Annotated in this window: 18 protein-coding genes and 1 pseudogene; 16 read left to right on the forward strand and 3 right to left on the reverse strand. The window is 60.6% G+C overall.

The window, feature by feature from the left end; genetic code table 11:
• Positions 1 to 207 precede the first annotated feature (207 nt).
• The 11 genes from edd (at position 208) to D8U71_RS01260 (ending at position 14,196) form a co-directional block, all read left to right on the forward strand.
• Positions 208 to 2,034, forward strand: a complete 1,827-nt coding sequence (gene edd / locus D8U71_RS01210; protein WP_016773527.1) for a phosphogluconate dehydratase — start codon at positions 208 to 210, stop codon at positions 2,032 to 2,034.
• Positions 2,031 to 2,990: a glucokinase gene (locus D8U71_RS01215; protein ID WP_130886998.1), complete on the forward strand. Its 960-nt coding sequence runs from the start codon at positions 2,031 to 2,033 to the stop codon at positions 2,988 to 2,990. Before edd ends, D8U71_RS01215 begins: the two co-directional genes overlap by 4 nt.
• A 180-nt stretch (positions 2,991 to 3,170) precedes the next feature.
• Positions 3,171 to 3,902, forward strand: coding sequence for a response regulator transcription factor (locus tag D8U71_RS01220; protein WP_016773529.1), 732 nt, complete (start codon positions 3,171 to 3,173; stop codon positions 3,900 to 3,902).
• A complete protein-coding gene (locus D8U71_RS01225; protein ID WP_016773530.1) occupies positions 3,892 to 5,361 on the forward strand; it encodes an ATP-binding protein in 1,470 nt (489 codons plus the stop codon). The genes D8U71_RS01220 and D8U71_RS01225 overlap by 11 nt, the downstream gene beginning before the upstream one ends.
• A gap of 321 nt (positions 5,362 to 5,682) precedes the next feature.
• Entirely contained in the window at positions 5,683 to 6,942 is a 1,260-nt protein-coding gene (locus D8U71_RS01230; RefSeq protein WP_130886999.1) for an AGE family epimerase/isomerase, read from the forward strand.
• A gap of 118 nt (positions 6,943 to 7,060) precedes the next feature.
• Complete coding sequence (locus D8U71_RS01235) at positions 7,061 to 8,362, forward strand: ABC transporter substrate-binding protein (protein ID WP_090285552.1); 1,302 nt, start codon at positions 7,061 to 7,063, stop codon at positions 8,360 to 8,362.
• 213 nt (positions 8,363 to 8,575) lie between these two features.
• Positions 8,576 to 9,484, forward strand: coding sequence for a sugar ABC transporter permease (locus D8U71_RS01240; RefSeq protein ID WP_016773533.1), 909 nt, complete (start codon positions 8,576 to 8,578; stop codon positions 9,482 to 9,484).
• The gene (locus D8U71_RS01245) at positions 9,477 to 10,322 is read left to right on the forward strand and encodes a carbohydrate ABC transporter permease (protein WP_125926433.1); all 846 of its coding nucleotides are present in this window, start codon (positions 9,477 to 9,479) and stop codon (positions 10,320 to 10,322) included. The genes D8U71_RS01240 and D8U71_RS01245 overlap by 8 nt, the downstream gene beginning before the upstream one ends.
• A 2-nt stretch (positions 10,323 to 10,324) precedes the next feature.
• Positions 10,325 to 11,485 carry a sn-glycerol-3-phosphate ABC transporter ATP-binding protein UgpC gene (gene ugpC / locus D8U71_RS01250; RefSeq protein WP_024014060.1) on the forward strand — a complete coding sequence of 387 codons (1,161 nt, stop codon included), beginning with the start codon at positions 10,325 to 10,327 and terminating at the stop codon, positions 11,483 to 11,485.
• A 193-nt stretch (positions 11,486 to 11,678) separates the two neighbouring features.
• Entirely contained in the window at positions 11,679 to 13,028 is a 1,350-nt protein-coding gene (locus D8U71_RS01255) for a carbohydrate porin (protein ID WP_016773536.1), read from the forward strand.
• A gap of 313 nt (positions 13,029 to 13,341) precedes the next feature.
• Positions 13,342 to 14,196, forward strand: coding sequence for a D-hexose-6-phosphate mutarotase (locus D8U71_RS01260; RefSeq protein WP_073472039.1), 855 nt, complete (start codon positions 13,342 to 13,344; stop codon positions 14,194 to 14,196).
• A 207-nt stretch (positions 14,197 to 14,403) separates the two neighbouring features.
• Here the strand turns inward: D8U71_RS01260 and D8U71_RS01265 are convergent, their stop codons facing one another.
• Entirely contained in the window at positions 14,404 to 15,264 is an 861-nt protein-coding gene (locus D8U71_RS01265; protein WP_169842436.1) for a MurR/RpiR family transcriptional regulator, read from the reverse strand.
• 226 nt (positions 15,265 to 15,490) lie between these two features.
• Here D8U71_RS01265 and zwf point away from each other — a divergent pair, with 226 nt between their 5' ends.
• The 4 genes from zwf (at position 15,491) to D8U71_RS01285 (ending at position 19,084) form a co-directional block, all read left to right on the forward strand.
• Positions 15,491 to 16,957 (forward strand): glucose-6-phosphate dehydrogenase, encoded by a 1,467-nt coding sequence (gene zwf, locus D8U71_RS01270; protein ID WP_130887000.1) that lies wholly within the window; start codon positions 15,491 to 15,493, stop codon positions 16,955 to 16,957.
• Entirely contained in the window at positions 16,944 to 17,657 is a 714-nt protein-coding gene (pgl, locus tag D8U71_RS01275) for a 6-phosphogluconolactonase (RefSeq protein ID WP_130887001.1), read from the forward strand. Before zwf ends, pgl begins: the two co-directional genes overlap by 14 nt.
• A 17-nt stretch (positions 17,658 to 17,674) precedes the next feature.
• Positions 17,675 to 18,340, forward strand: coding sequence for a bifunctional 4-hydroxy-2-oxoglutarate aldolase/2-dehydro-3-deoxy-phosphogluconate aldolase (locus tag D8U71_RS01280; protein ID WP_016773539.1), 666 nt, complete (start codon positions 17,675 to 17,677; stop codon positions 18,338 to 18,340).
• Positions 18,341 to 18,511: 171 nt separating this feature from the next.
• The gene (locus tag D8U71_RS01285; protein WP_130887002.1) at positions 18,512 to 19,084 is read left to right on the forward strand and encodes a hypothetical protein; all 573 of its coding nucleotides are present in this window, start codon (positions 18,512 to 18,514) and stop codon (positions 19,082 to 19,084) included.
• Here the strand turns inward: D8U71_RS01285 and D8U71_RS01290 are convergent.
• Positions 19,081 to 20,262 (reverse strand): aminotransferase class V-fold PLP-dependent enzyme, encoded by a 1,182-nt coding sequence (locus D8U71_RS01290; RefSeq protein ID WP_016773541.1) that lies wholly within the window; start codon positions 20,260 to 20,262, stop codon positions 19,081 to 19,083. The two genes, D8U71_RS01285 and D8U71_RS01290, sit on opposite strands and share 4 nt — an antisense overlap.
• A 30-nt stretch (positions 20,263 to 20,292) precedes the next feature.
• Positions 20,293 to 20,529, reverse strand: coding sequence for a DUF3820 family protein (locus D8U71_RS01295; RefSeq protein WP_003227425.1), 237 nt, complete (start codon positions 20,527 to 20,529; stop codon positions 20,293 to 20,295).
• A gap of 206 nt (positions 20,530 to 20,735) precedes the next feature.
• Between D8U71_RS01295 and D8U71_RS01300 the strand changes: the two are divergent.
• Positions 20,736 to 20,836: pseudogene (locus tag D8U71_RS01300) on the forward strand (DUF2383 domain-containing protein); the annotation flags it as partial.

Raw genomic sequence — 20,836 nt, forward strand, 5'->3', positions numbered from 1 at the left:
CGTCGTTTTGTTGTTGGAATTACAAGATTATTCGCATAAAAATAGAAAACAAGCCTTTTTAGTGGCAATATTTTGTTTTATCTACAACGAGTGACCTGAATCAACTGGTCCGAATGGTCAAAAAAGCCGTCTGTCATTCCAACAACAACGGCTTTTGATCAGCATAGACAATCAGGTCGCCACATCCGTTAGCCTGGAGTTCTACACATGCATCCCCGCGTTCTTGAGGTCACCGAACGGCTTATCGCCCGCAGCCGCGCCACGCGTCAGGCTTACCTTGCATTGATTCGCGGCGCCGCCACCGACGGCCCGATGCGCGGCAAGCTGCAATGCGCCAACTTCGCCCACGGCGTGGCCGGTTGCGGCACTGAAGACAAGCACAGCCTGCGGATGATGAACTCGGCGAACATCGCCATTGTGTCTTCGTATAACGACATGCTTTCGGCGCACCAGCCGTACGAAGTCTTTCCACAACAGATCAAGAACGCCCTGCGCGAAATCGGCTCGGTCGGCCAGTTCGCCGGCGGCACTCCGGCGATGTGCGACGGCGTGACCCAGGGCGAGCCGGGCATGGAACTGAGCCTGCCGAGCCGCGAAGTCATCGCCATGTCCACCGCCGTGGCGCTGTCGCACAACATGTTCGACGGCGCGCTGATGCTCGGCATCTGCGACAAGATCGTCCCGGGCCTGATGATGGGTTCGCTGCGTTTCGGTCATCTGCCAACGATCTTCGTCCCGGGCGGGCCGATGGTTTCGGGGATTTCCAACAAGGAAAAAGCCGACGTCCGCCAGAAGTACGCCGAAGGCAAGGCCACCCGCGAAGAGCTGCTGGAATCGGAGATGAAGTCCTACCACAGCCCGGGCACCTGCACCTTCTACGGCACCGCCAACACCAACCAGTTGCTGATGGAAGTCATGGGCCTGCACCTGCCGGGCGCCTCTTTCGTCAACCCGAACACACCACTGCGCGACGCCCTGACCCGCGAAGCCGCGCATCAGGTCACGCGCCTGACCAAGCAGAACGGCAACTTCATGCCGATCGGCGAAATCGTCGACGAGAAGGCGCTGGTCAACTCCATCGTTGCCTTGCACGCCACCGGCGGCTCGACCAACCACACCCTGCACATGCCGGCCATCGCCATGGCCGCTGGCATTCAACTGACCTGGCAGGACATGGCCGACCTCTCCGAAGTCGTGCCGACCCTGAGCCACGTCTACCCGAACGGCAAAGCCGACATCAACCACTTCCAGGCAGCGGGCGGCATGTCGTTCCTGATCCGCGAACTGCTCGGCGCCGGCCTGCTGCATGAAGACGTCAACACTGTGCTCGGCCATGGCCTGAGCCAGTACACCAAAGAGCCGTTCCTCGATAACGGTGAGCTGGTCTGGCGCGAAGGGCCGACCGACAGCCTCGACGAAAACATCCTGCGTCCGGTGTCCCGTGCGTTCTCGCAAGAGGGCGGCTTGCGGGTGATGGAAGGCAATCTCGGTCGCGGGGTGATGAAGGTTTCCGCCGTTGCGCTGGAGAACCAGATCGTCGAAGCACCGGCGATGGTGTTCCAGGATCAACAAGACCTGGCGGACGCATTCAAGGCCGGTCTGCTGGAGAAGGATTTCGTCGCGGTGATGCGCTTCCAGGGCCCACGTTCCAACGGCATGCCGGAGCTGCACAAGATGACGCCGTTCCTCGGCGTATTGCAGGATCGCGGCTTCAAAGTGGCGCTAGTGACTGACGGGCGCATGTCCGGCGCGTCGGGGAAAATCCCCGCAGCGATTCACGTCAGCCCGGAAGCTTATGTCGGTGGCGCTTTGGCGCGCGTGCAAGAGGGCGATATCATCCGCGTCGATGGCGTCAAAGGCACCTTGGAACTGAAGGTCGACGCCGCCGAATTTGCAGCGCGCGAACCCGCCAAGGGCCTGTTGGGCAACAACATTGGCAGCGGCCGCGAGCTGTTTGGCTTCATGCGCATGGCCTTCAGCTCGGCGGAGCAGGGCGCCAGCGCCTTCACTTCTGCCCTGGAGACGCTTAATTGAAACTGGCTTTGGTCGGTGACATCGGAGGCACCAACGCGCGGTTCGCGTTGTGGCAAAACCAGCAACTGCAATCGGTTCAGGTGCTGGCCACGGCCGACTTTGCCAGCCCGGAAGAGGCAATCGCCTTGTACCTGAGCGGGCTCGGTCTGGCGCCGGGCTCGATCGGCTCGGTGTGCCTGTCGGTGGCAGGTCCGGTGAGTGGCGATGAATTCAAATTCACCAACAATCACTGGCGGCTCAGCCGCAGCGCGTTCTGCAAGACCTTGCAGGTCGAGCAGTTGTTGCTGACCAACGACTTCTCGGCGATGGCGCTGGGCATGACCCGCTTGCAGCCCGGCGAATTCCGCGTGGTTTGCGAAGGCACGCCGGAGCCGTTGCGCCCGGCGGTGGTGATCGGCCCGGGCACTGGCCTGGGTGTCGGCACCTTGCTCGATCTCGGTGAAGGCCGCTTCGCGGCGTTGCCGGGCGAGGGCGGCCACGTCGACCTGCCGCTGAGCAGTCCGCGCGAAACGCAACTGTGGCAACACATCTACAACGAGATCGGCCATGTCAGCGCGGAAACCGCGTTGAGCGGCGGCGGCCTGCCGCGGCTGTACCGGGCGATCTGCGCGGTGGATGGCCATGAGCCGAAGCTTGAGACGCCGGAAGCGATCACCGCCGCCGGTCTGGCCGGTGATCCGATTGCTTTGGAAGTGCTCGAGCAATTCTGCTGCTGGCTGGGTCGCGTTGCCGGCAACAACGTGCTCACCACCGGCGCGCGCGGTGGCGTGTTCATCGTTGGCGGAGTGATTCCACGCTTCGCCGATTTCTTCCTCGCCAGCGGCTTCGCCCGCTGCTTCGCCGACAAGGGCTGCATGAGCGATTACTTCAAAGGCATCCCGGTCTGGCTGGTGACCGCGCCGTATTCCGGCCTCGTTGGTGCCGGTGTGGCCCTGGACCAATCAATCCCGACCTGAAATGCAATCCAATTGTGGGAGCGAGCCTGCTCGCGAAAGCGGTGTGTCAGTCAACAGATCTGTTGAATGTTAAAACCGATTCGCGAGCAGGCTCGCTCCCACAAGGGTTTCTGTAGTGTTTGTTAGTTTGATGCTTAAGGCATAATCCGCCCCAACTCCAACAACAAGGATGCCTTCGAAGTGAGCTCAGTCAACAAGTCGATATTGTTGGTCGATGACGACCAGGAAATACGCGAGTTGCTGGAAACCTACCTGACCCGCGCCGGGTTTCAGGTGAGGGCCACCGCCGATGGTGCCGGTTTTCGTCAGGCGCTCAACGAGGCGCCGAGCGATCTGGTGATCCTCGATGTCATGCTGCCCGACGAAGACGGCTTCAGCCTGTGCCGTTGGGTACGCCAGCACCCGCGTCAGGCACAGGTGCCAATCATCATGCTGACTGCCAGTTCCGACGAAGCCGACCGGGTGATCGGTCTGGAGCTCGGCGCCGACGATTACCTCGGCAAACCGTTCAGCCCGCGCGAACTGCAAGCGCGGATCAAGGCCCTGCTGCGTCGCGCGCAATTCGCCCACGAACGCAGCGGCAGCGAAGTGCTGGTCTTCGACGACTGGCGCCTGGACACGGTCAGCCATCGGCTGTTCCACACCGACGGCGAGGAAGTGATCCTCTCCGGTGCCGATTTCGCCCTGCTGAAACTGTTCCTCGATCATCCGCAGCAAATCCTCGACCGCGACACCATCGGCAACGCCACCCGTGGCCGCGATCTGATGCCGCTCGATCGCATCGTCGACATGGCCGTCAGTCGTTTGCGCCAACGCCTGCGCGACACCGAAAAACCGCCACGGCTGATCCGCACGGTGCGCGGCAGCGGTTATCAGTTGGCAGCCAATGTGGTTGCCGGCAATGCTCACTGAGTCGCTACGCAAATTTGCCAACCGCATACCGGTGCCGCGCTCACTGCTCGGGCGGATGCTGCTGCTGACTCTGCTGGCGGTGCTGTTCGCGCAGACGCTGTCGAGCGTGATCTGGGTGTCGCAACTGCGCGCCACCCAGCTCGAAGGCCTGGTCACCAGCGCCCGCAGCCTGGCGCATTCGATGACTGCCAGCGTCAGCTATTTCCGTTCCCTGCCGGTGGCCTACCGACCGCTGGTGCTCGATCAGTTGCGCAGCATGGGCGGCACCCGGTTTGTCGTGACCCTCAATGACAAGCCGCTGGGCATGGACGTGCTGCCGGTGACGCCGCGCAAGGCTGCGGTGATGCAAGCGGTGGACGAAGTGCTGCGCCAGTCTCTGGGCCATGACACGGATATTTCGGTGACCTTCGTCAGCCCCGAAGACCTGCGGATTTTCAACGCCGGGCTGAAACTTGATGAATTGCCACGCTCCTGGGCGCATTACGCGCTGACCCTGGAGCCGGTGAATCCGCCGGTGCTGGTCACGCAGATTCAAATGGCTCCGGGCGAATGGCTGTACATCGCCTCGTTGCTGCCGGAGCCGTACACCAGTCTCGAAGAGCAAGGCCTGCCGGCGCAGCAGGTGTGGTTTATCGTCCTCACCAGCGGCTTTTTGCTGTTGTTCATCGGCCTGCTGGTGCACTGGCAGAGCCGGCCGCTCAAGCGTCTGGCGCGGGCAGCGCGGGATCTGTCGCTGGGTGCCGACGTCGAGCCGGTGGCGGAGGGCGGTGGCAGTGAAGTGGTCGAAGTCGGTCGCGCGTTCAACACCATGCGCGAACGCATCAGCCGCTACCTGACCGAACGCAGCCAGTTGTTCAGCGCGATTTCCCACGACTTGCGCACGCCGATCACTCGTTTGCGTTTGCGCGTCGAGCTGCTCGAGGACGAACAGCTGCAAGCCAAGTTCGGCCGCGATCTGGATGAGCTGGAGCTGCTGGTCAAAGGCGCTCTGCAATGCGTGAAAGACACCGACATCCACGAGAACATCGAGCCGGTGGATCTCAATCATGTCCTCGATTGCCTGGTCGAGCCGTATCTGGCGCCGAACGGCAATGGCCGCGTCACTCAGCATGGCCGCGCGCTGTCGGCATACCCGGGCAAACCACTGGCGCTCAAGCGCTGCATCGGCAACCTGATCGACAACGCCTTGAAGTACGGGCAGAACGCGCATCTGCACATCGATGACGATGACAGCGCCTTTGTTCTGCATGTCGATGATGAAGGGCCGGGTGTGCCGCAGCAGCGGCTGGAGCAAGTGTTCGAGCCGCACTTCCGTTTGGCGGGGCAGCAGCAGGGCTACGGACTCGGTCTGGGCATTGCACGCAACATTGCGCATAGCCATGGCGGCGAGGTGACGTTGCAGAACCTACGTGAGGGCGGGTTGCGGGTGACGTTGCAGTTGCCTCGGTCTGTGGATTAGCCCCGAAAAGCCCCTCACCCTAGCCCTCCCGAAACGTCGGACCGCCCAGAGGGAGAGGGGACCGATTGGGGGATGCTGCTGAGCTGCGCTGACCTGTAAATGCGGTGGTGAATCCATAATCGCCAATATTTTTCAGGTCGACAGAGGACGCAAGACACCTCGGTCGGCCCCCTCTCCCTCCGGGAGAGGGTTGGGGTGAGGGTGCTTTTGCTCTTCTCTTTTGTCACGAGCTAGTGACAAATACCGTCCCCTTCGTTACAAGCCCGCCCCGGCCCGTTGTTTAGACTGCCCGCAGTCCTAACAACAAAAAAGGGTCACGCCATGGACACCTTTCACCCAGACTTCAGCAGTTGGCTGAACGCCCCTGCCCACCAGCAATGGCTCGCTACCGAAGGCCTGCGTCTGCTGGATTTCGCCAAGGCATCACGACTGCCCGAAGGCTTCGGCAATCTCGACGAGCGCGGCCGTTTGCCGGCGCACGCGCAAGCCGAGAGCATGAACACCGCGCGCATGACCCACAGCTTCGCCATGGCCCACATTCAGGGCCTGCCGGGGTTTGCCGAGCTGGTCGATCACGGTATCGCCGCGTTGCGCGGGCCACTGCGTGATGCGTTGCACGGCGGCTGGTTTGCGGTGGCCGAACACCGCGACGACAACACCGGCAAGAACGCCTACCTGCACGCCTTTGTCGCGCTCGCCGCCAGCTCCGCCGTGGTCGCACAACGGCCCGGCGCCCAGGCCTTGCTCGATGACGCAATCGACATCATCGACACTTATTTCTGGAGCGAAGAAGAGGGCGCCATGCGCGAATTCTTCAATCGCGACTGGAGCGAAGAAGAAGCCTATCGCGGCGCCAACAGCAACATGCACGCGACCGAAGCATTCCTCGCGCTGGCCGATGTCACTGAAGATCCGCGCTGGCTGGTGCGCGCCCAGCGCATCGTCGAACGAGTGATCCATGGTCACGCTGCAGCCAACGACTACATGGTCATCGAACACTTCGATCGCGATTGGCAACCGCTGCGCGAATACAACCACGACAATCCGGCTGACGGTTTTCGTCCTTACGGCACCACGCCGGGCCACGGTTTCGAGTGGGCGCGCTTGCTCCTGCATCTTGAAGCCGCGCGGGTGCAGGCCGGCATGCTTACGCCGGGCTGGCTGGCGACTGATGCGCAAAAACTCTTCGAAAACAATTGCCGGCACGGCTGGGATGTCGATGGCGCACCGGGCATTGTCTACACCCTCGACTGGCACAACAAAGCCGTGGTCCGCCATCGCCTGCACTGGACGCATGCCGAAGCCAGCGCCGCCGCCAGTGCCTTGCTCAAACGCACCGGCGACGGGCAATACGAAACCTGGTACCGGCTGTTCTGGGAGTTCTGCGAGACGAATTTCATCGACCGCTGCAACGGCAGTTGGCACCACGAACTCAATCCGCAGAATGTGCCAAGTGCCGATATCTGGCCGGGCAAGCCCGATCTGTATCACGCCTGGCAGGCTGTGCTGATTCCGCGATTGCCGCTGGCGCCAAGCATGGCCACGGCTTTGGCGCAGTTGTCCTGGCCTGTGCCTGTGTAACCATGTCGTGACATTTACGCGTCCCTTCGTTACCTGCGAAGCGAAACGCTCTGTTTAAACTCCGTGCAGCGCAAGCACCAGACTTGCAATGCATAACAACAAGAAAGGTACATCTCGAATGAATGCGATTTCTCGCCTCGCTACTGTCATTTCTGTCGCCTCCCTGTTCCCGCTCGCAATCCTGCCGCTCAGTGTCTCCGCTGCCGAATCCAAAGGTTCGGTGGAAGTCGTGCACTGGTGGACTTCCGGTGGCGAAAAAGCCGCTGTCGATGTGCTCAAGGCCCAAGTCGAAAAAGACGGTTTCACCTGGAAGGACGGCGCTGTCGCCGGTGGTGGCGGTGCGACTGCCATGACCGTGCTGAAAAGCCGTGCCGTTGCCGGCAACCCGCCAGGCGTAGCGCAGATCAAAGGCCCGGACATCCAGGAATGGGCGTCGACCGGTCTGCTCGACACCGACGTTTTGAAAGACGTCGCCAAGTCGGAAAAGTGGGACAGCCTGCTCGACAAGAAAGTCTCCGATACCGTGAAGTACGACGGTGATTACGTGGCCGTGCCGGTGAACATTCACCGCGTGAACTGGCTGTGGATCAACCCGGAAGTCTTCAAGAAAGCCGGCATCACCAAGAATCCAACCACCCTCGAAGAGTTCTACGCAGCCGGCGACAAGCTGAAAGCGGCGGGCTTCATTCCCCTCGCCCACGGCGGTCAGCCTTGGCAGGACAGCACCGTGTTCGAAGCCGTGGTGCTCTCGGTCATGGGCGTGGATGGCTACAAGAAAGCCCTGGTCGATCTCGACAACAAAGCGCTGACCGGCCCGGAAATGGTCAAGGCGCTCACCGAGCTGAAGAAAGTCGCGACCTACATGGACGCGGACGGCAAAGGTCAGGACTGGAACCTCGAAGCGGCCAAGGTCATCAACGGCAAGGCCGGCATGCAGATCATGGGTGACTGGGCCAAGTCCGAATGGACCGCCGCCAAGAAAGTCGCCGGCAAGGACTACGAGTGCGTAGCGTTTCCGGGCACCGACAAGGCGTTCACCTACAACATCGACTCGCTGGCCGTGTTCAAGCAGAAGGACGCAGGCACTGCGGCCGGTCAGCAGGACATCGCCAAAGTCGTGTTGGGTGAGAACTTCCAGAAAGTCTTCAGCATCAACAAAGGCTCGATCCCGGTGCGCAACGACATGTTGAACAACATGGACAAGCTCGGCTTCGACTCCTGCGCACAGACCGCTGCCAAGGACTTCCTGGCGGACGCCAAGTCCGGCGGCCTGCAACCAAGCATGGCGCACAACATGGCGACCACGCTGGCGGTGCAGGGCGCGTTCTTTGACGTAGTCACCAACTACATCAACGACCCGAAAGCCGACCCGGCCGATGCGGCGAAGAAACTCGGCGCGGCGGTTCAGTCGGCCAAGTAATGCTTGGCCCTGTAGGAGTGGGCGTTTGTGGTGAGGGGATTCATCCCCGATGGGTTGCGAAGCGACCCCGGAAAGTTGCAGCGGCGCAGTGTCTGAAATACCGCATGTAATGATTTCGCGACTGCTGCGCAGTCGATCGGCGATAAATCCCCTCGCCACAGGGCTCACTTCTGCAAGGGAATGCTTTCGTAAACCCTTATTGTGGATTTCCCCATGAGTTCTGTTGCTGTGTTCAGCAAGGCCTCGCCGTTCGATGCGTTGCAGCGCTGGCTACCGAAACTGGTGCTGGCGCCGAGCATGTTCATCGTGCTGGTGGGCTTCTATGGCTACATCCTGTGGACGTTCATTCTGTCGTTCACCACCTCGACCTTCCTGCCCAACTACAAGTGGGCCGGTCTGGCGCAATACGCGCGGTTGTTCGACAACGATCGCTGGTGGGTGGCGAGCAAGAACCTCGCCGTGTTCGGCGGCATGTTCATCGGCATCACTCTGGTGATCGGCGTGTTGCTGGCGGTGTTCCTCGACCAGCGCATCCGTCGCGAAGGCTTTATCCGCACCATTTACCTGTACCCGATGGCGCTCTCGATGATCGTCACTGGTACCGCGTGGAAATGGCTGCTCAACCCGGGCATGGGCCTGGACAAATTGTTGCGTGACTGGGGCTGGGAAGGTTTCCGTCTGGACTGGCTGATCGACCCTGATCGCGTGGTCTACTGCCTGGTGATTGCCGCTGTGTGGCAAGCCTCGGGCTTCATCATGGCGATGTTCCTCGCCGGCCTGCGTGGCGTCGATCAATCGATCATCCGTGCTGCGCAGATCGACGGCGCGAGCATGCCGCGCATCTACTGGAAAGTCGTGCTGCCAAGCCTGCGTCCGGTGTTCTTCAGTGCGGTGATGATCCTCGCGCACATCGCTATCAAGAGTTTCGACCTCGTTGCGGCAATGACCGCCGGCGGTCCGGGTTATTCCTCCGACCTGCCAGCGATGTTCATGTATTCCTTCACCTTCAGTCGCGGCCAGATGGGCATGGGCTCGGCCAGTGCGATTCTGATGCTCGGTGCGATCCTCGCGATCATCGTGCCTTACCTGTACTCCGAGCTGAGGACCAAGCGTCATGACTAGTCTTGCTGCCAAACCCGCTATCAGCTTGAGCCGCATCGCGATCTACGCGGTGCTGATCCTTGCGGTGTTTCTGTATCTGGTGCCGCTGGTGGTGATGTTGCTGACCAGCTTCAAGACCCCGGAAGACATCAGCACCGGCAACCTGTTGAGCTGGCCGACCGTGGTCAGCGGCATTGGCTGGGTCAAGGCCTGGGCCACGGTTGACGGCTACTTCTGGAACTCGATCAAGATCACCGTGCCGGCGGTAATCATCTCGACCTCCATCGGTGCGTTGAACGGTTACGTGCTGTCGATGTGGCGCTTCCGTGGTTCGCAGTTGTTCTTCGGTCTGTTGCTGTTCGGCTGCTTCCTGCCGTTCCAGACCGTGCTGCTGCCAGCCTCGTTCACCCTCGGCAAGATGGGCCTGGCGAGCACCACCACCGGCCTGGTCTTCGTGCACGTGGTCTACGGCCTGGCGTTCACCACGCTGTTCTTCCGCAACTACTACGTGAGCATTCCCGATGCGCTGGTCAAGGCTGCGCGTCTGGATGGCGCGGGTTTCTTCACGATTTTCCGCCGCATCATTCTGCCGATGTCGACGCCGATCATCATGGTCTGCCTGATCTGGCAGTTCACCCAGATCTGGAACGACTTCCTGTTCGGTGTGGTGTTCTCCAGCGGTGATTCGCAACCGATCACCGTGGCGCTGAACAACCTGGTCAACACCAGCACCGGCGCCAAGGAATACAACGTGGATATGGCAGCGGCGATGATCGCCGGCCTGCCGACCCTGCTGGTCTATGTGGTCGCAGGCAAGTATTTCGTGCGCGGGCTGACGGCCGGCGCGGTCAAGGGGTAATCATGGCTACGCTTGAACTTCGCAACGTAAACAAGACCTACGGGGCCGGCCTGCCGGACACCCTGAAGAACATCGAACTGTCGATCAAAGACGGTGAATTCCTGATCCTCGTCGGCCCGTCGGGCTGCGGCAAATCGACCTTGATGAACTGCATCGCCGGTCTGGAAACCATCACCGGCGGCGCGATCATGATCGGTGATCAGGATGTCAGCGGCATGAGCCCCAAGGATCGTGACATCGCCATGGTGTTTCAGTCCTACGCGCTGTACCCGACCATGAGCGTGCGCGAGAACATCGAGTTCGGCCTGAAGATCCGCAAGATGCCCCAAGCAGCGATCGACGAAGAAGTCGCCCGCGTGGCCAAGCTGTTGCAGATCGAACACCTGCTCAATCGCAAGCCGGGCCAGCTCTCCGGTGGTCAGCAACAGCGCGTGGCGATGGGCCGTGCCTTGGCGCGGCGGCCGAAGATCTATCTGTTCGACGAACCGCTGTCGAACCTCGACGCCAAGCTGCGCGTCGAGATGCGTACCGAAATGAAACTGATGCACCAGCGCCTCAAAACCACCACGGTCTACGTGACCCACGACCAGATCGAAGCGATGACCCTGGGCGACAAGGTCGCGGTGATGAAGGACGGCATCATTCAGCAGTTCGGTACGCCGAAAGACATCTACAACAACCCGGCCAACCTGTTCGTGGCGAGCTTCATCGGTTCGCCGCCGATGAACTTCATTCCCCTGCGTTTGCAGCGCAAGGACGGTCGTCTGCTGGCGCTGCTCGACAGCGGCCAGGCGCGCTGCGAATTGCCGATGAGCATGCAGGACGCCGGGCTTGAAGATCGCGAAGTGATCCTCGGCCTGCGCCCGGAGCAGATCGTGCTGGCGAACGGCGAGGGCAATGGTCTGCCAAGCATCCGCGCCGAAGTGCAGGTCACCGAACCGACCGGTCCGGACACCCTGGTGTTCGTCAACTTGAACGACACCAAGGTCTGCTGCCGACTGGCGCCGGACGTGGCACCGCAAGTGGGCGAAAGCCTGACGCTGCAGTTCGATCCATCGAAAGTGTTGTTGTTCGATGCCAATACCGGTGAGCGCCTCGGCACTGCCGGCCAACCGCAGACCGATGCGCGGTCTGCGAACGTCGCCCAGTTCAAGGGGCGCTGAGGAACAAATGTGGGAGCGAGCCTGCTCGCGAAAGCGGTCTGACATCCAGCATTGATGTCGCCTGTTCCACCGCATTCGCGAGCAGGCTCGCTCCCACAAAGGAGCACGCGGTGTCCGGCCTGTCGAGCACTGCAATTTATGTAAACCGCGTTAGATAAAAACAGTTAATAACAATAAAGACGAGGATGTAGGGATGAAAAAGAAACACGTCAATGCCCGGTTGATCTGCCAGGTTTCTGCGGCAGCTGCACTGGTGCTGGCCGGTAATGCAATGGCGGCGGATGCGTTCAGCTCCGACTCCAAGTGGATGACCGGCGACTGGGGCGGCGAGCGCACCAAGCTGATCGAGCAGGGTATCGACATCAAGGCCGACTACGTTGGCGAGATGGGCGCCAACCTGAACGGCGGCTACAACGACGACAAGACCGCGCGTTACGCCGACCAGTTCGGTCTGGGCGTGGCCCTCGACCTGCAGAAACTGTGGGGCTGGGACAACACCCAGGCGAAGATCCAGCTGACCAATCGTAACGGTTACAACATCTCCAACGACCGCGTTGGCGATCCGCGTGCCGGCACCCTCAGCTCCTCGCAGGAAGTCTACGGCCGTGGCCACATGGTGCGTCTGACCCAACTGTGGATCCAGCACCAGTTCTTCGACAACAAGCTCGACGTCAAGGCCGGTTACTTCGGCGAAGGCGAAGACTTCAACACCTTCCCGTGCGACTTCCAGAACCTGGCGTTCTGCGGTTCGCAAGTGGGTAACTGGGCGACCAACATCTGGTACAACTGGCCCGTCAGCCAGGCCGCGATCCGTGTGAAGTACAACATCAACGACGAGCTCTACGCGCAAATCGGTGCGTACAACCAGAACCCGTCGCAACTGGAACACGGCAACGGCTTCAAGCTCAGCGGCAGCGGCACCAAAGGTACCGTGCTGCCGGTTGAATTGGTCTGGTCGCCGAAGGTCAACAGCCTGCCGGGCGAATACCGCGTCGGTTACTACAAGAGCACGGCCGATGCCGACGACGTTCGCGAAGACGTCAACGGTCTCGATGCGGCAACCACCGGTGATGACTACAAGTCGCACAACAGCAAAAGCGGTTACTGGTTCGTTGCGCAACAGCAACTCACCAGCCACAACGGTGATGCCACTCGCGGTCTGAACATCGCTGCCAACGCGACTTTCCACGACAAGGACACCAACTTCATCGACAACTACCAGTCGGTGATGTTTGTCTACAAAGGCCCGTTCGATGCGCGTCCGAAAGATGACATCGGTATTGGCGCTGCGCGTATCCACGTCAACAAGGACGTCAAGCGCAATGCTGAACTGCTGAACGCTGCCAACGGTGTGTCCGACTACGACAACGCCGCGTTCTCGCCGATTCGTGAGACCGAGTACAACTACGAACTCAACTACGGCATCCATGTCACCAACTGGCTGACCGTGCGTCCCAACCTGCAATACATCACCCATCCGGGCGGTGTGGATGAAGTCGATAACGCTTTGGTCGCTGGCCTGAAAATTCAGTCAACGTTCTGACGCGTCTGCGATAAGCTCCTCTCTATGTGCGCATTTTGCGGACAGCCAAGGCTGTCCGCTTTTTTTTGTGACACAGGTCAGATGTGTTGCTTGATGATTTTTTGTGGCTGGAGAATTTTTTGTGGCGAGGGGATTCATCCCCGCTGGGCTGCGAAGCGGCCCCAAATCCTACAAGCACAATCTGGCTGATACACCTCGGTGAATGGTATTCAGGGCCGCTTCGCGACCCAGCGGGGATGAATCCCCTCGCCACAAAGTGCTATGCAAGGCTTTTGGATTGATAAGTACCCCATGATTTTCAGGACCGTAGCCAATGCATGAGCATCCGCTGCAACGCTTCTTCAAATCCCTGCGCGAGCGACCGGTGTTCGCCTGGGAGCGCTATCAGATGCGCGACGTGTTGGTGATCGATCATCCGCTGTGTCAGGCGGTGTTCAGTCGTCAGGGCGCGCAGTTGCTGCATTTTCAGCCGCGCGGGCAGAAGCCGTGGTTGTGGTGCGCGGCGAAGTGGCCGCATGTCGGCGCGATTCGCGGTGGCGTGCCGGTGTGCTGGCCGTGGTATGGCCGTCATCCGAGCGAAAACGCGTGGCCGTCCCATGGTTGGGCGCGACTGCTCGACTGGAAACTGCTCGACAGCAGCAGCGCCGAGGATGGCGTGCGCCTGCACTGGCAATTACAGCTGTGCGACTGGCAGGTTGACCTGCATGCGCACCTTGGCGAACGCATGGAATTACGCCTGAGCACCGAGCATCAGGACGACATGCCGTGCCAGTTGAGCCAGGCTTTGCACGCTTACTGGCGTATAGGCGATGTTGGTGAGATAGCGCTGTCTGGGCTCGAAGGCGCGCAGGGTTATGATCAGTTGAATCGTCAGGTTTGCCAGCAGGAAGGCGAGTTGCGAGTCGATGGCGGCTGTCAGCGGGTGTTCCAGCACGACGGCGAATTGCAGCTCAAGGATCACGCCTGGCAGCGCGAGTTGTGCATCGATACCGGTGACAGCGGCGACACCGTCGTCTGGCATCCCGGCGCGCGGCCGTTGCTGGGGGTGAGCTGGGACGAGGTATCGGAATTCGTTTGCGTAGAAGCAGCAGCGGGCGGCACCGACAGCCTGCACCTGGCGCCGGGGGAGAAGGCGCATTTGAGTTTGCAGGCGTGGGCGGCGGCTTAGTGCGTCAAGTACACCGATACCCTCACCCTAGCCCTCTCCCAGAGGGAGAGGGGACCGAATGGGGGATGCTCAAGAATTACGCCGACGTGAAAGTGCAGTTCTGAATCCATAATCGACTGGATATTTCAGGTCGATGTACCGCGCAAGACACCTCGGTCGGCTCCCTCTCCCTCCGGGAGAGGGCTGGGGTGAGGGGGCTTTTGATCTTTAGTTGAATTCATCCCCAACCGGATACCGGCTGGCATTCAAGCTCTCTTTGATCTTGCGCAGATGCGGCTGGAAATCCACCCCGCGACGCAACGTCATCCCGGTCGCCAGCACATCCAGCACGGTCAACTGAATGATCCGCGACGTCATCGGCATGTAAATGTCGGTGTCTTCCGGCAACGGAATATTCAGGCTCAAGGTACTGGCCTTGGCCAGCGGTGAATTCTCCGCCGTCAGGCCCAACACCGAAGCACCGTTCTCGCGGGCAATCCGCGCCACTTCCACCAGCTCGCGGGTACGCCCGGTGTAGGAAATGATCACGAACAGCTCACCGGTGTGCGCCACCGAAGCAATCATTCGCTGCATCAGCACATCGGCATGCGCGGTGACCGCAAGGTTGAAGCGGAAGAACTTGTGCTGCGCATCCAGCGCCACCGGGGCTGAAGCGCCGAGGCCGAAAAAATGGATCTGCCGCGCCTGGATCAACAGGTCGACGGCGCGGCTGATCAGGTTCGGGTCGAGTGCCTGGCAAGCGCTGTCCAGGGAGGCGATGGCGCTGCCGAAAATCTTCTGCGTGTACGCCTCGGGATTGTCGTCAGCCTCGACCGCGCGGCTGACATACGCCGCGCCACTGGCCAGGCTCTGGGCCAATTGCAGCTTGAGTTCGGGATAACCGCTTACACCGAACGAGCGGCAGAAACGGTTGACCGTCGGTTCGCTCACCGAGGCGGCCTGGGCGAGGGCGGCGATGCTGAAGCGGGTGGCCTGCTGCGGGTTGAGCAGGATCACCTCGGCGACCTTACGTTCGGCCTTGTTCAGCTCTTCAAGGCGACTCTGGATCTGTTCCAGTAAATTTCGCACGCGGTCCATATGGAATTCCTGATTCACCGACGCAGAGTTGCGTCGGGCTATGCAAATTGGGCCTTTGATATGGCCCGTGACGGTGGCCTATCCTACTGATGCGTCCGGGCGACCACCACTCGGATTGAGTATTCTGCGAAAATGTTGTGGTTATTACTACATTTTCCCTTGAGTGATGCCTTGAAAAAAGGTATTTGTAGCTTAACTTGATAAAAGAACAAACATCATGCCTTCCATTACGGTTGAACCGTGCACCTTTGCCTTGTTCGGCGCGCTTGGCGATCTGGCCCTGCGCAAGCTGTTTCCTGCCCTGTATCACCTTGACGGTGCCGACCTGCTGCACGAGGACACGCGCATCATCGCGCTGGCCCGTGAGCCCGGCAGCGAGCAGCAGCACATGGCGTTCATCGCCGCCGAATTGCGCCGTTACGTCGGCAAAGAGCTGAACGAAACCGTAGCCGAGCGCTTTCTCGCGCGCCTGACCTATCTGCACGTCGACTTCCTCAAGGCTGAGGATTACGTGGCGCTGGCGGAACTGGCCGGCAGCATCCAGCGCATGATTGCCTACTTCGCTACTCCGGCGGCGGTATACGGCGCGATCTGCGAGAACCTCGAGAAAGTCGGTCTGGCCGAGAACACTCGCGTGGTGCTGGAAAAACCGATCGGCTCTGACCTGGAGTCTTCGCGCAAGGTCAACGACGCCGTCGCGCAGTTTTTCCCGGAAGACCGCACCTACCGCATCGACCACTATCTGGGCAAAGAGACCGTTCAGAACCTGATCGCCCTGCGTTTCGCCAACAGCCTGTTCGAAACCCAGTGGAACCAGAATTACATCTCCCACGTGGAAATCACCGTGGCCGAGAAGGTCGGCATCGAAGGCCGTTGGGGCTATTTCGACAAAGCCGGCCAGCTGCGCGACATGATCCAGAATCACCTGTTGCAGCTGCTCTGCCTGATTGCCATGGATCCGCCGGCCGACCTGTCCGCCGACAGCATCCGTGACGAGAAAGTGAAAGTGCTCAAGGCGCTCGCGCCGATCAGCCCGGAAGGCCTGACCACACAAGTGGTGCGCGGCCAGTACATCGCCGGCCACAGCGAGGGGAAATCCGTTCCGGGTTACCTCGAAGAACCGAATTCCAACACCCAGAGCGACACCGAAACCTTCGTCGCCCTGCGTGCCGACATCCGCAACTGGCGCTGGGCCGGCGTGCCGTTCTACCTGCGTACCGGCAAGCGCATGCCGCAGAAGCTGTCGCAGATCGTCATCCACTTCAAGGAACCGTCGCACTACATTTTCGCCCCGGAGCAGCGTCTGCAGATCAGCAACAAACTGATCATCCGCCTGCAACCGGACGAAGGCATTTCCTTGCGCGTGATGACCAAGGAGCAGGGCCTGGACAAGGGCATGCAACTGCGCAGCGGCCCGCTGCAACTGAATTTCTCCGACACCTGGCGTAGCGCGCGGATCCCCGATGCCTATGAGCGGTTGTTGCTGGAAGTGATGAACGGCAATCAGAACCTGTTTGTCCGTAAAGATGAAATCGAAGCCGCGTGGAAGTGGTGTGACCAGCTGATCGCCGGGTGGAAGAAATCCGGCGACGCGCCCAAGCCGTATGCGGCCGGGTCGTGGGGGCCGATGAGCTCCATTGCTTTGATCACGCGGGACGGGAGGTCGTGGTATGGCGATATCTGATGTGCAACTGCCGACGGGCGTGACTGCCCGCGAATTCAACAGCCCGGTGCTGCTCGCCGAAGGCCTGGCGCTGAACGTTGCCAAGCAACTGAGCGACGCCATTGCTGCACGCGGCAACGCGGTGCTGGTGGTGTCCGGCGGGCGCAGCCCGGTAGCGTTCTTCCAGCACCTGGCCAAGCAGGAGCTGGACTGGTCGAAGGTCGTCGTGACCCTGGCCGACGAACGCTGGGTACCGGTTGAACATGCCGACAGCAATGCCGGCCTGCTCAAGCAGTATCTGCTCAAAGGCCCGGCAGCCAAGGCGCAGTTCCTCAGCCTCTACAGCGCGGCGGCCAACGTCGAGCAGGCTGCGGAACAGGCCGATCGCTTGCTCGCGGAATTGCCGCCGATTGACGTGCTGGTGCTGGGCATGGGCGATGACGGTCACACCGCGTCGCTGTTCCCCGACAGCCCGAACCTCGGCGAAGCCCTGCAAGCCGATGGCACGCGCCGTTGCTGGCCGATGCTGGCGCCCAGCGTGCCGCGTCAGCGCCTGACCATGAGCCGCGCGCTGCTGGCCTCGGCCCGGCACAAGATTCTGTCGATTTCCGGTCAATCGAAACTGACCACCCTGAATGCCGCGCTGGCATCCGATGACGTTGCGGCCATGCCGGTGCGCGCGTTTCTGCAACCTACGTTAGAGATTTACTGGTGCCCATGAGCCAAGGAACAGCCGCTATGACAACCCCATCCCCGACCGTTTCCATGGCGGACAAAGTTGCCCTGATCGACAGTCTCTGCGCCAAGGCGCGGATTCTGCCAGTGATCACCATCGCCCGCGAACAGGACGTGCTGCCACTCGCCGACGCCCTCGCTGCCGGTGGCCTGACTGCGCTGGAAGTGACCCTGCGTTCGCAGTTCGGCCTCAAGGCCATTCAGATCCTGCGCGAACAGCGCCCGGAACTGATGACCGGTGCCGGCACCGTGCTCGACCGCAACATGCTCGCAGCGGCGGAAGCGGCCGGTTCGCAATTCATCGTCACCCCGGGCATCACTCGTGACCTGCTCGAAGCCAGCGTCGACAGCCCGATTCCGCTGTTGCCGGGCATCAGCAACGCCTCGGGGATCATGGAAGGCTACGGTCTGGGCTATCGCCGCTTCAAGCTGTTCCCGGCGGAAGTCAGCGGTGGCGTGGCGGCAATCAAGGCGCTCGGCGGCCCGTTCGGTGAAGTGAAATTCTGCCCGACTGGCGGCGTCGGCCCGGCCAATATCAAGAGCTACATGGCGCTGAAAAACGTCATGTGCGTGGGCGGTAGCTGGATGCTTGATCCGGAGTGGATCAAGAACGGCGACTGGGCGCGCATTCAGGAATGCACCGCCGAGGCCCTGGCGCTGCTGGACTGATCTTTACCCCTACACCTCGTTGTGTGCTTTACGGCTTTATGGTGCGCTTGGTCGGCGCACCTTTTTTTTGCGCTGAAAAAACTGCCGGTACATGCCGCGATACATAGTTACTGCACGCTGGCTTTTTCACGGGGTTAATCTGCGTCCATCTTATGGAAGAGAGAACGCCTCATGGACGACCGTCAGTCTCTGACCCTTACACCACAATCCCGTTATCAACCGAAGCAACTTCCCCTCGGCCGCCCCGCAGCCGATTCCCAAGTGCGCAATATCAGCCAGGGTGTCCAAGGCCTGCCGCTGATCCTGCGTCTGTCGCTGGTCGATGCGATGACCAGCGAGCCGGTCATCGGCGCGCTGGTGCGCATTCAACAGCGTGTCGATGGCGACACCAGCCTGGGCGGCAGTCAATTGACTGATAGCCATGGCATCGTCCGCTTCACCAGTGTCTATCCGGATCGACCTGCGCACGGGGCTGCTTGCCTGAAGCTGAACGTATTCATTCCCGGCGACGAAGCAGGAGCCCAAGCTCACCACGAGGCCTGGGCCGGCACCTTGCACCTCCCAGGCCGCTGCGGCTGTGAAGCTGCCGCCGAGGACGCCTTGCAGTTGGTATTGCGGCCGATCGCCGGCGCCGATCTTGAAGACGGCGCCTTCGCCAGCCTGACCCTCGGCATCGATACCTTCGCCGTGTCGGCGCAGTTGGGTCTTGAAGGCTACGAAAAAAACTCCGGTGTGCCGTTCTAGCGCAGCTGGTTCAATGCGTGGACCAACTGCTCCATCTCGCCAGCCGTGGTGGTCAGCCCCGGGGTGATGCGAATGCACGGCCCGCACGCGGCGCCGGTGCGCACCACGGTGAACAGGTTGAATTCGTTGAGCAGACGCTCGGCCATGGCCTGTTGATCGGTATGCCGGGTGAAGCGCAGCGCGGTGATCCCGCAATACAGTTGCGGGTCGTCCGGTGTCAGCACTTCGATGCCCGGCAGGTGTCGCACGGCGCTGACCCACAGGTTGCGCAGGTAATTCAGGCGAGGGCTTTTGGCTGCGGCGCCGCCGAGCGCGTCGTGCTCTTCGAACACCAGCGGCAAAGTCATCAGCGCCGGGATGTTCGGCGTGCTGTACGAGGTGCGCGCGCGGATATCGGTAATCGGGTAATGCATCTCGCCCATGTCCGGATCGATATCAGCCAGACGCTGCGGGGCGATATAGATGAAGCCAAGGGTCAGCGGTGCGCCGATCCATTTGTGCAGGTTGTAACCGGCGAAAGCGATGCCCAACGCTTGCAGGTCAAATTCAATCTGGCCGAGGGCGTGGGCACCGTCGAGGATGATGTCGACGCCGTGCTCTTTGGCCAGTGCGGCGATGGCCTGCACCGGCATGACCAGACCGGTGCGATGGGTGACATGGGTCAGCGCCATCAGTTTGAGCTTCGGGTGGCGGGTAAAAGCTTCGCGGTAGCTTTCCAGCAGGCTGTCGAAACTGGCGGGATGGTGGTGGGTAATCTCGATGACCTCAACGCCACGCTGTTGCGCCAGCCAGCGCATGGCGCCTTTGACCGTGTCGTACTCAAGATCACAGATCAGCACCTGATCGCCCGGTTGCAGGCGATTGTAATTGCGGATCAGCGATTGCAGGCCTTCGGTGGCATTGCGCGTCAGCGCCACGCTTTGCGCGCGGACGCCAATCAGTTCGGCCAGTTGCGCGCGGATTTCGAGGTTGTCGTGCTGTTCAAAGCGCTGGCGTGCATAAATCGAGTTACTGGTGTTGATCAGCTCGATGTTGCGCTGGTATTCCTCGATCACTGTGCGCGACATGCGCCCGAAGTAACCGTTTTCCAGGTTGACCGGGCCGGGCTGCACATCGTATCGGTCGGCAAAGGTTTGCCAGAAGGCTTCGTCACGGGCGCGGCGGGTGTTGTCAGGCATGGTCGGCAAGGCTCAAGAGGGAAGGGCGCGTCAGTGGCGCGGGGCGGGTTTGCCGTGTTTGGCGCGCAGCGGCTCGAGCAGGTCGGACAGGCCGTTGTGGTCGATCTCCTGCATCAACGCCAACAGGCCACCGAGTTCACCGTGGGGAAAGCCTTCACGGGCGAACCAGTTCAGATAGGGGCCAGGCAAGTCGGCAATGATCCGCCCTTTGTATTTGCCGAAGGGCATCTCGCGGGTGATCAGCAGTTCGAGTTTTTCCGGATTCATCAGCACGCTTCATCGATTCACATGACAGCCCGGAAAATACAGGCATTCTGCATGCAGGCCAAATGACAGATCATGCAAAAAACCAGCATACAGATGGTTCAATCTTTCTTAAGTCACTGAAAACAAAGATATTTTTACCTTAAGCGAAGCTGGCACGCACACTGCAATATCCCTTGCATCTTCAACCCATCGCAAGGAATTGAAAAATGACCGACATGAATAAAGAAGCCATTTCTGTACTCAACGACCTGATTGAAACCTGCAAGGACGGTCAGGAAGGGTTCAAGACTTGCGCCGAAGACATCAA

The sequence above is a fragment of the Pseudomonas sp. Sample_21 genome, from assembly GCF_004307525.1.
GTDB lineage: Bacteria > Pseudomonadota > Gammaproteobacteria > Pseudomonadales > Pseudomonadaceae > Aquipseudomonas > Aquipseudomonas atacamensis.

Coding starts and splice junctions, on each gene's coding strand:
- D8U71_RS01280 (WP_016773539.1), top strand. CDS start 17,675: ATGACAACCCCATCCCCGACCGTTTCCATGGCGGACAAAGTTGCCCTG.
- D8U71_RS01245 (WP_125926433.1), top strand. CDS start 9,477: ATGACTAGTCTTGCTGCCAAACCCGCTATCAGCTTGAGCCGCATCGCG.
- zwf (WP_130887000.1), top strand. CDS start 15,491: ATGCCTTCCATTACGGTTGAACCGTGCACCTTTGCCTTGTTCGGCGCG.
- edd (WP_016773527.1), top strand. CDS start 208: ATGCATCCCCGCGTTCTTGAGGTCACCGAACGGCTTATCGCCCGCAGC.
- D8U71_RS01255 (WP_016773536.1), top strand. CDS start 11,679: ATGAAAAAGAAACACGTCAATGCCCGGTTGATCTGCCAGGTTTCTGCG.
- D8U71_RS01285 (WP_130887002.1), top strand. CDS start 18,512: ATGGACGACCGTCAGTCTCTGACCCTTACACCACAATCCCGTTATCAA.
- D8U71_RS01235 (WP_090285552.1), top strand. CDS start 7,061: ATGAATGCGATTTCTCGCCTCGCTACTGTCATTTCTGTCGCCTCCCTG.
- D8U71_RS01295 (WP_003227425.1), bottom strand. CDS start 20,529: ATGAATCCGGAAAAACTCGAACTGCTGATCACCCGCGAGATGCCCTTC.
- D8U71_RS01290 (WP_016773541.1), bottom strand. CDS start 20,262: ATGCCTGACAACACCCGCCGCGCCCGTGACGAAGCCTTCTGGCAAACC.
- D8U71_RS01260 (WP_073472039.1), top strand. CDS start 13,342: ATGCATGAGCATCCGCTGCAACGCTTCTTCAAATCCCTGCGCGAGCGA.
- ugpC (WP_024014060.1), top strand. CDS start 10,325: ATGGCTACGCTTGAACTTCGCAACGTAAACAAGACCTACGGGGCCGGC.
- D8U71_RS01225 (WP_016773530.1), top strand. CDS start 3,892: ATGCTCACTGAGTCGCTACGCAAATTTGCCAACCGCATACCGGTGCCG.
- D8U71_RS01230 (WP_130886999.1), top strand. CDS start 5,683: ATGGACACCTTTCACCCAGACTTCAGCAGTTGGCTGAACGCCCCTGCC.
- pgl (WP_130887001.1), top strand. CDS start 16,944: ATGGCGATATCTGATGTGCAACTGCCGACGGGCGTGACTGCCCGCGAA.
- D8U71_RS01240 (WP_016773533.1), top strand. CDS start 8,576: ATGAGTTCTGTTGCTGTGTTCAGCAAGGCCTCGCCGTTCGATGCGTTG.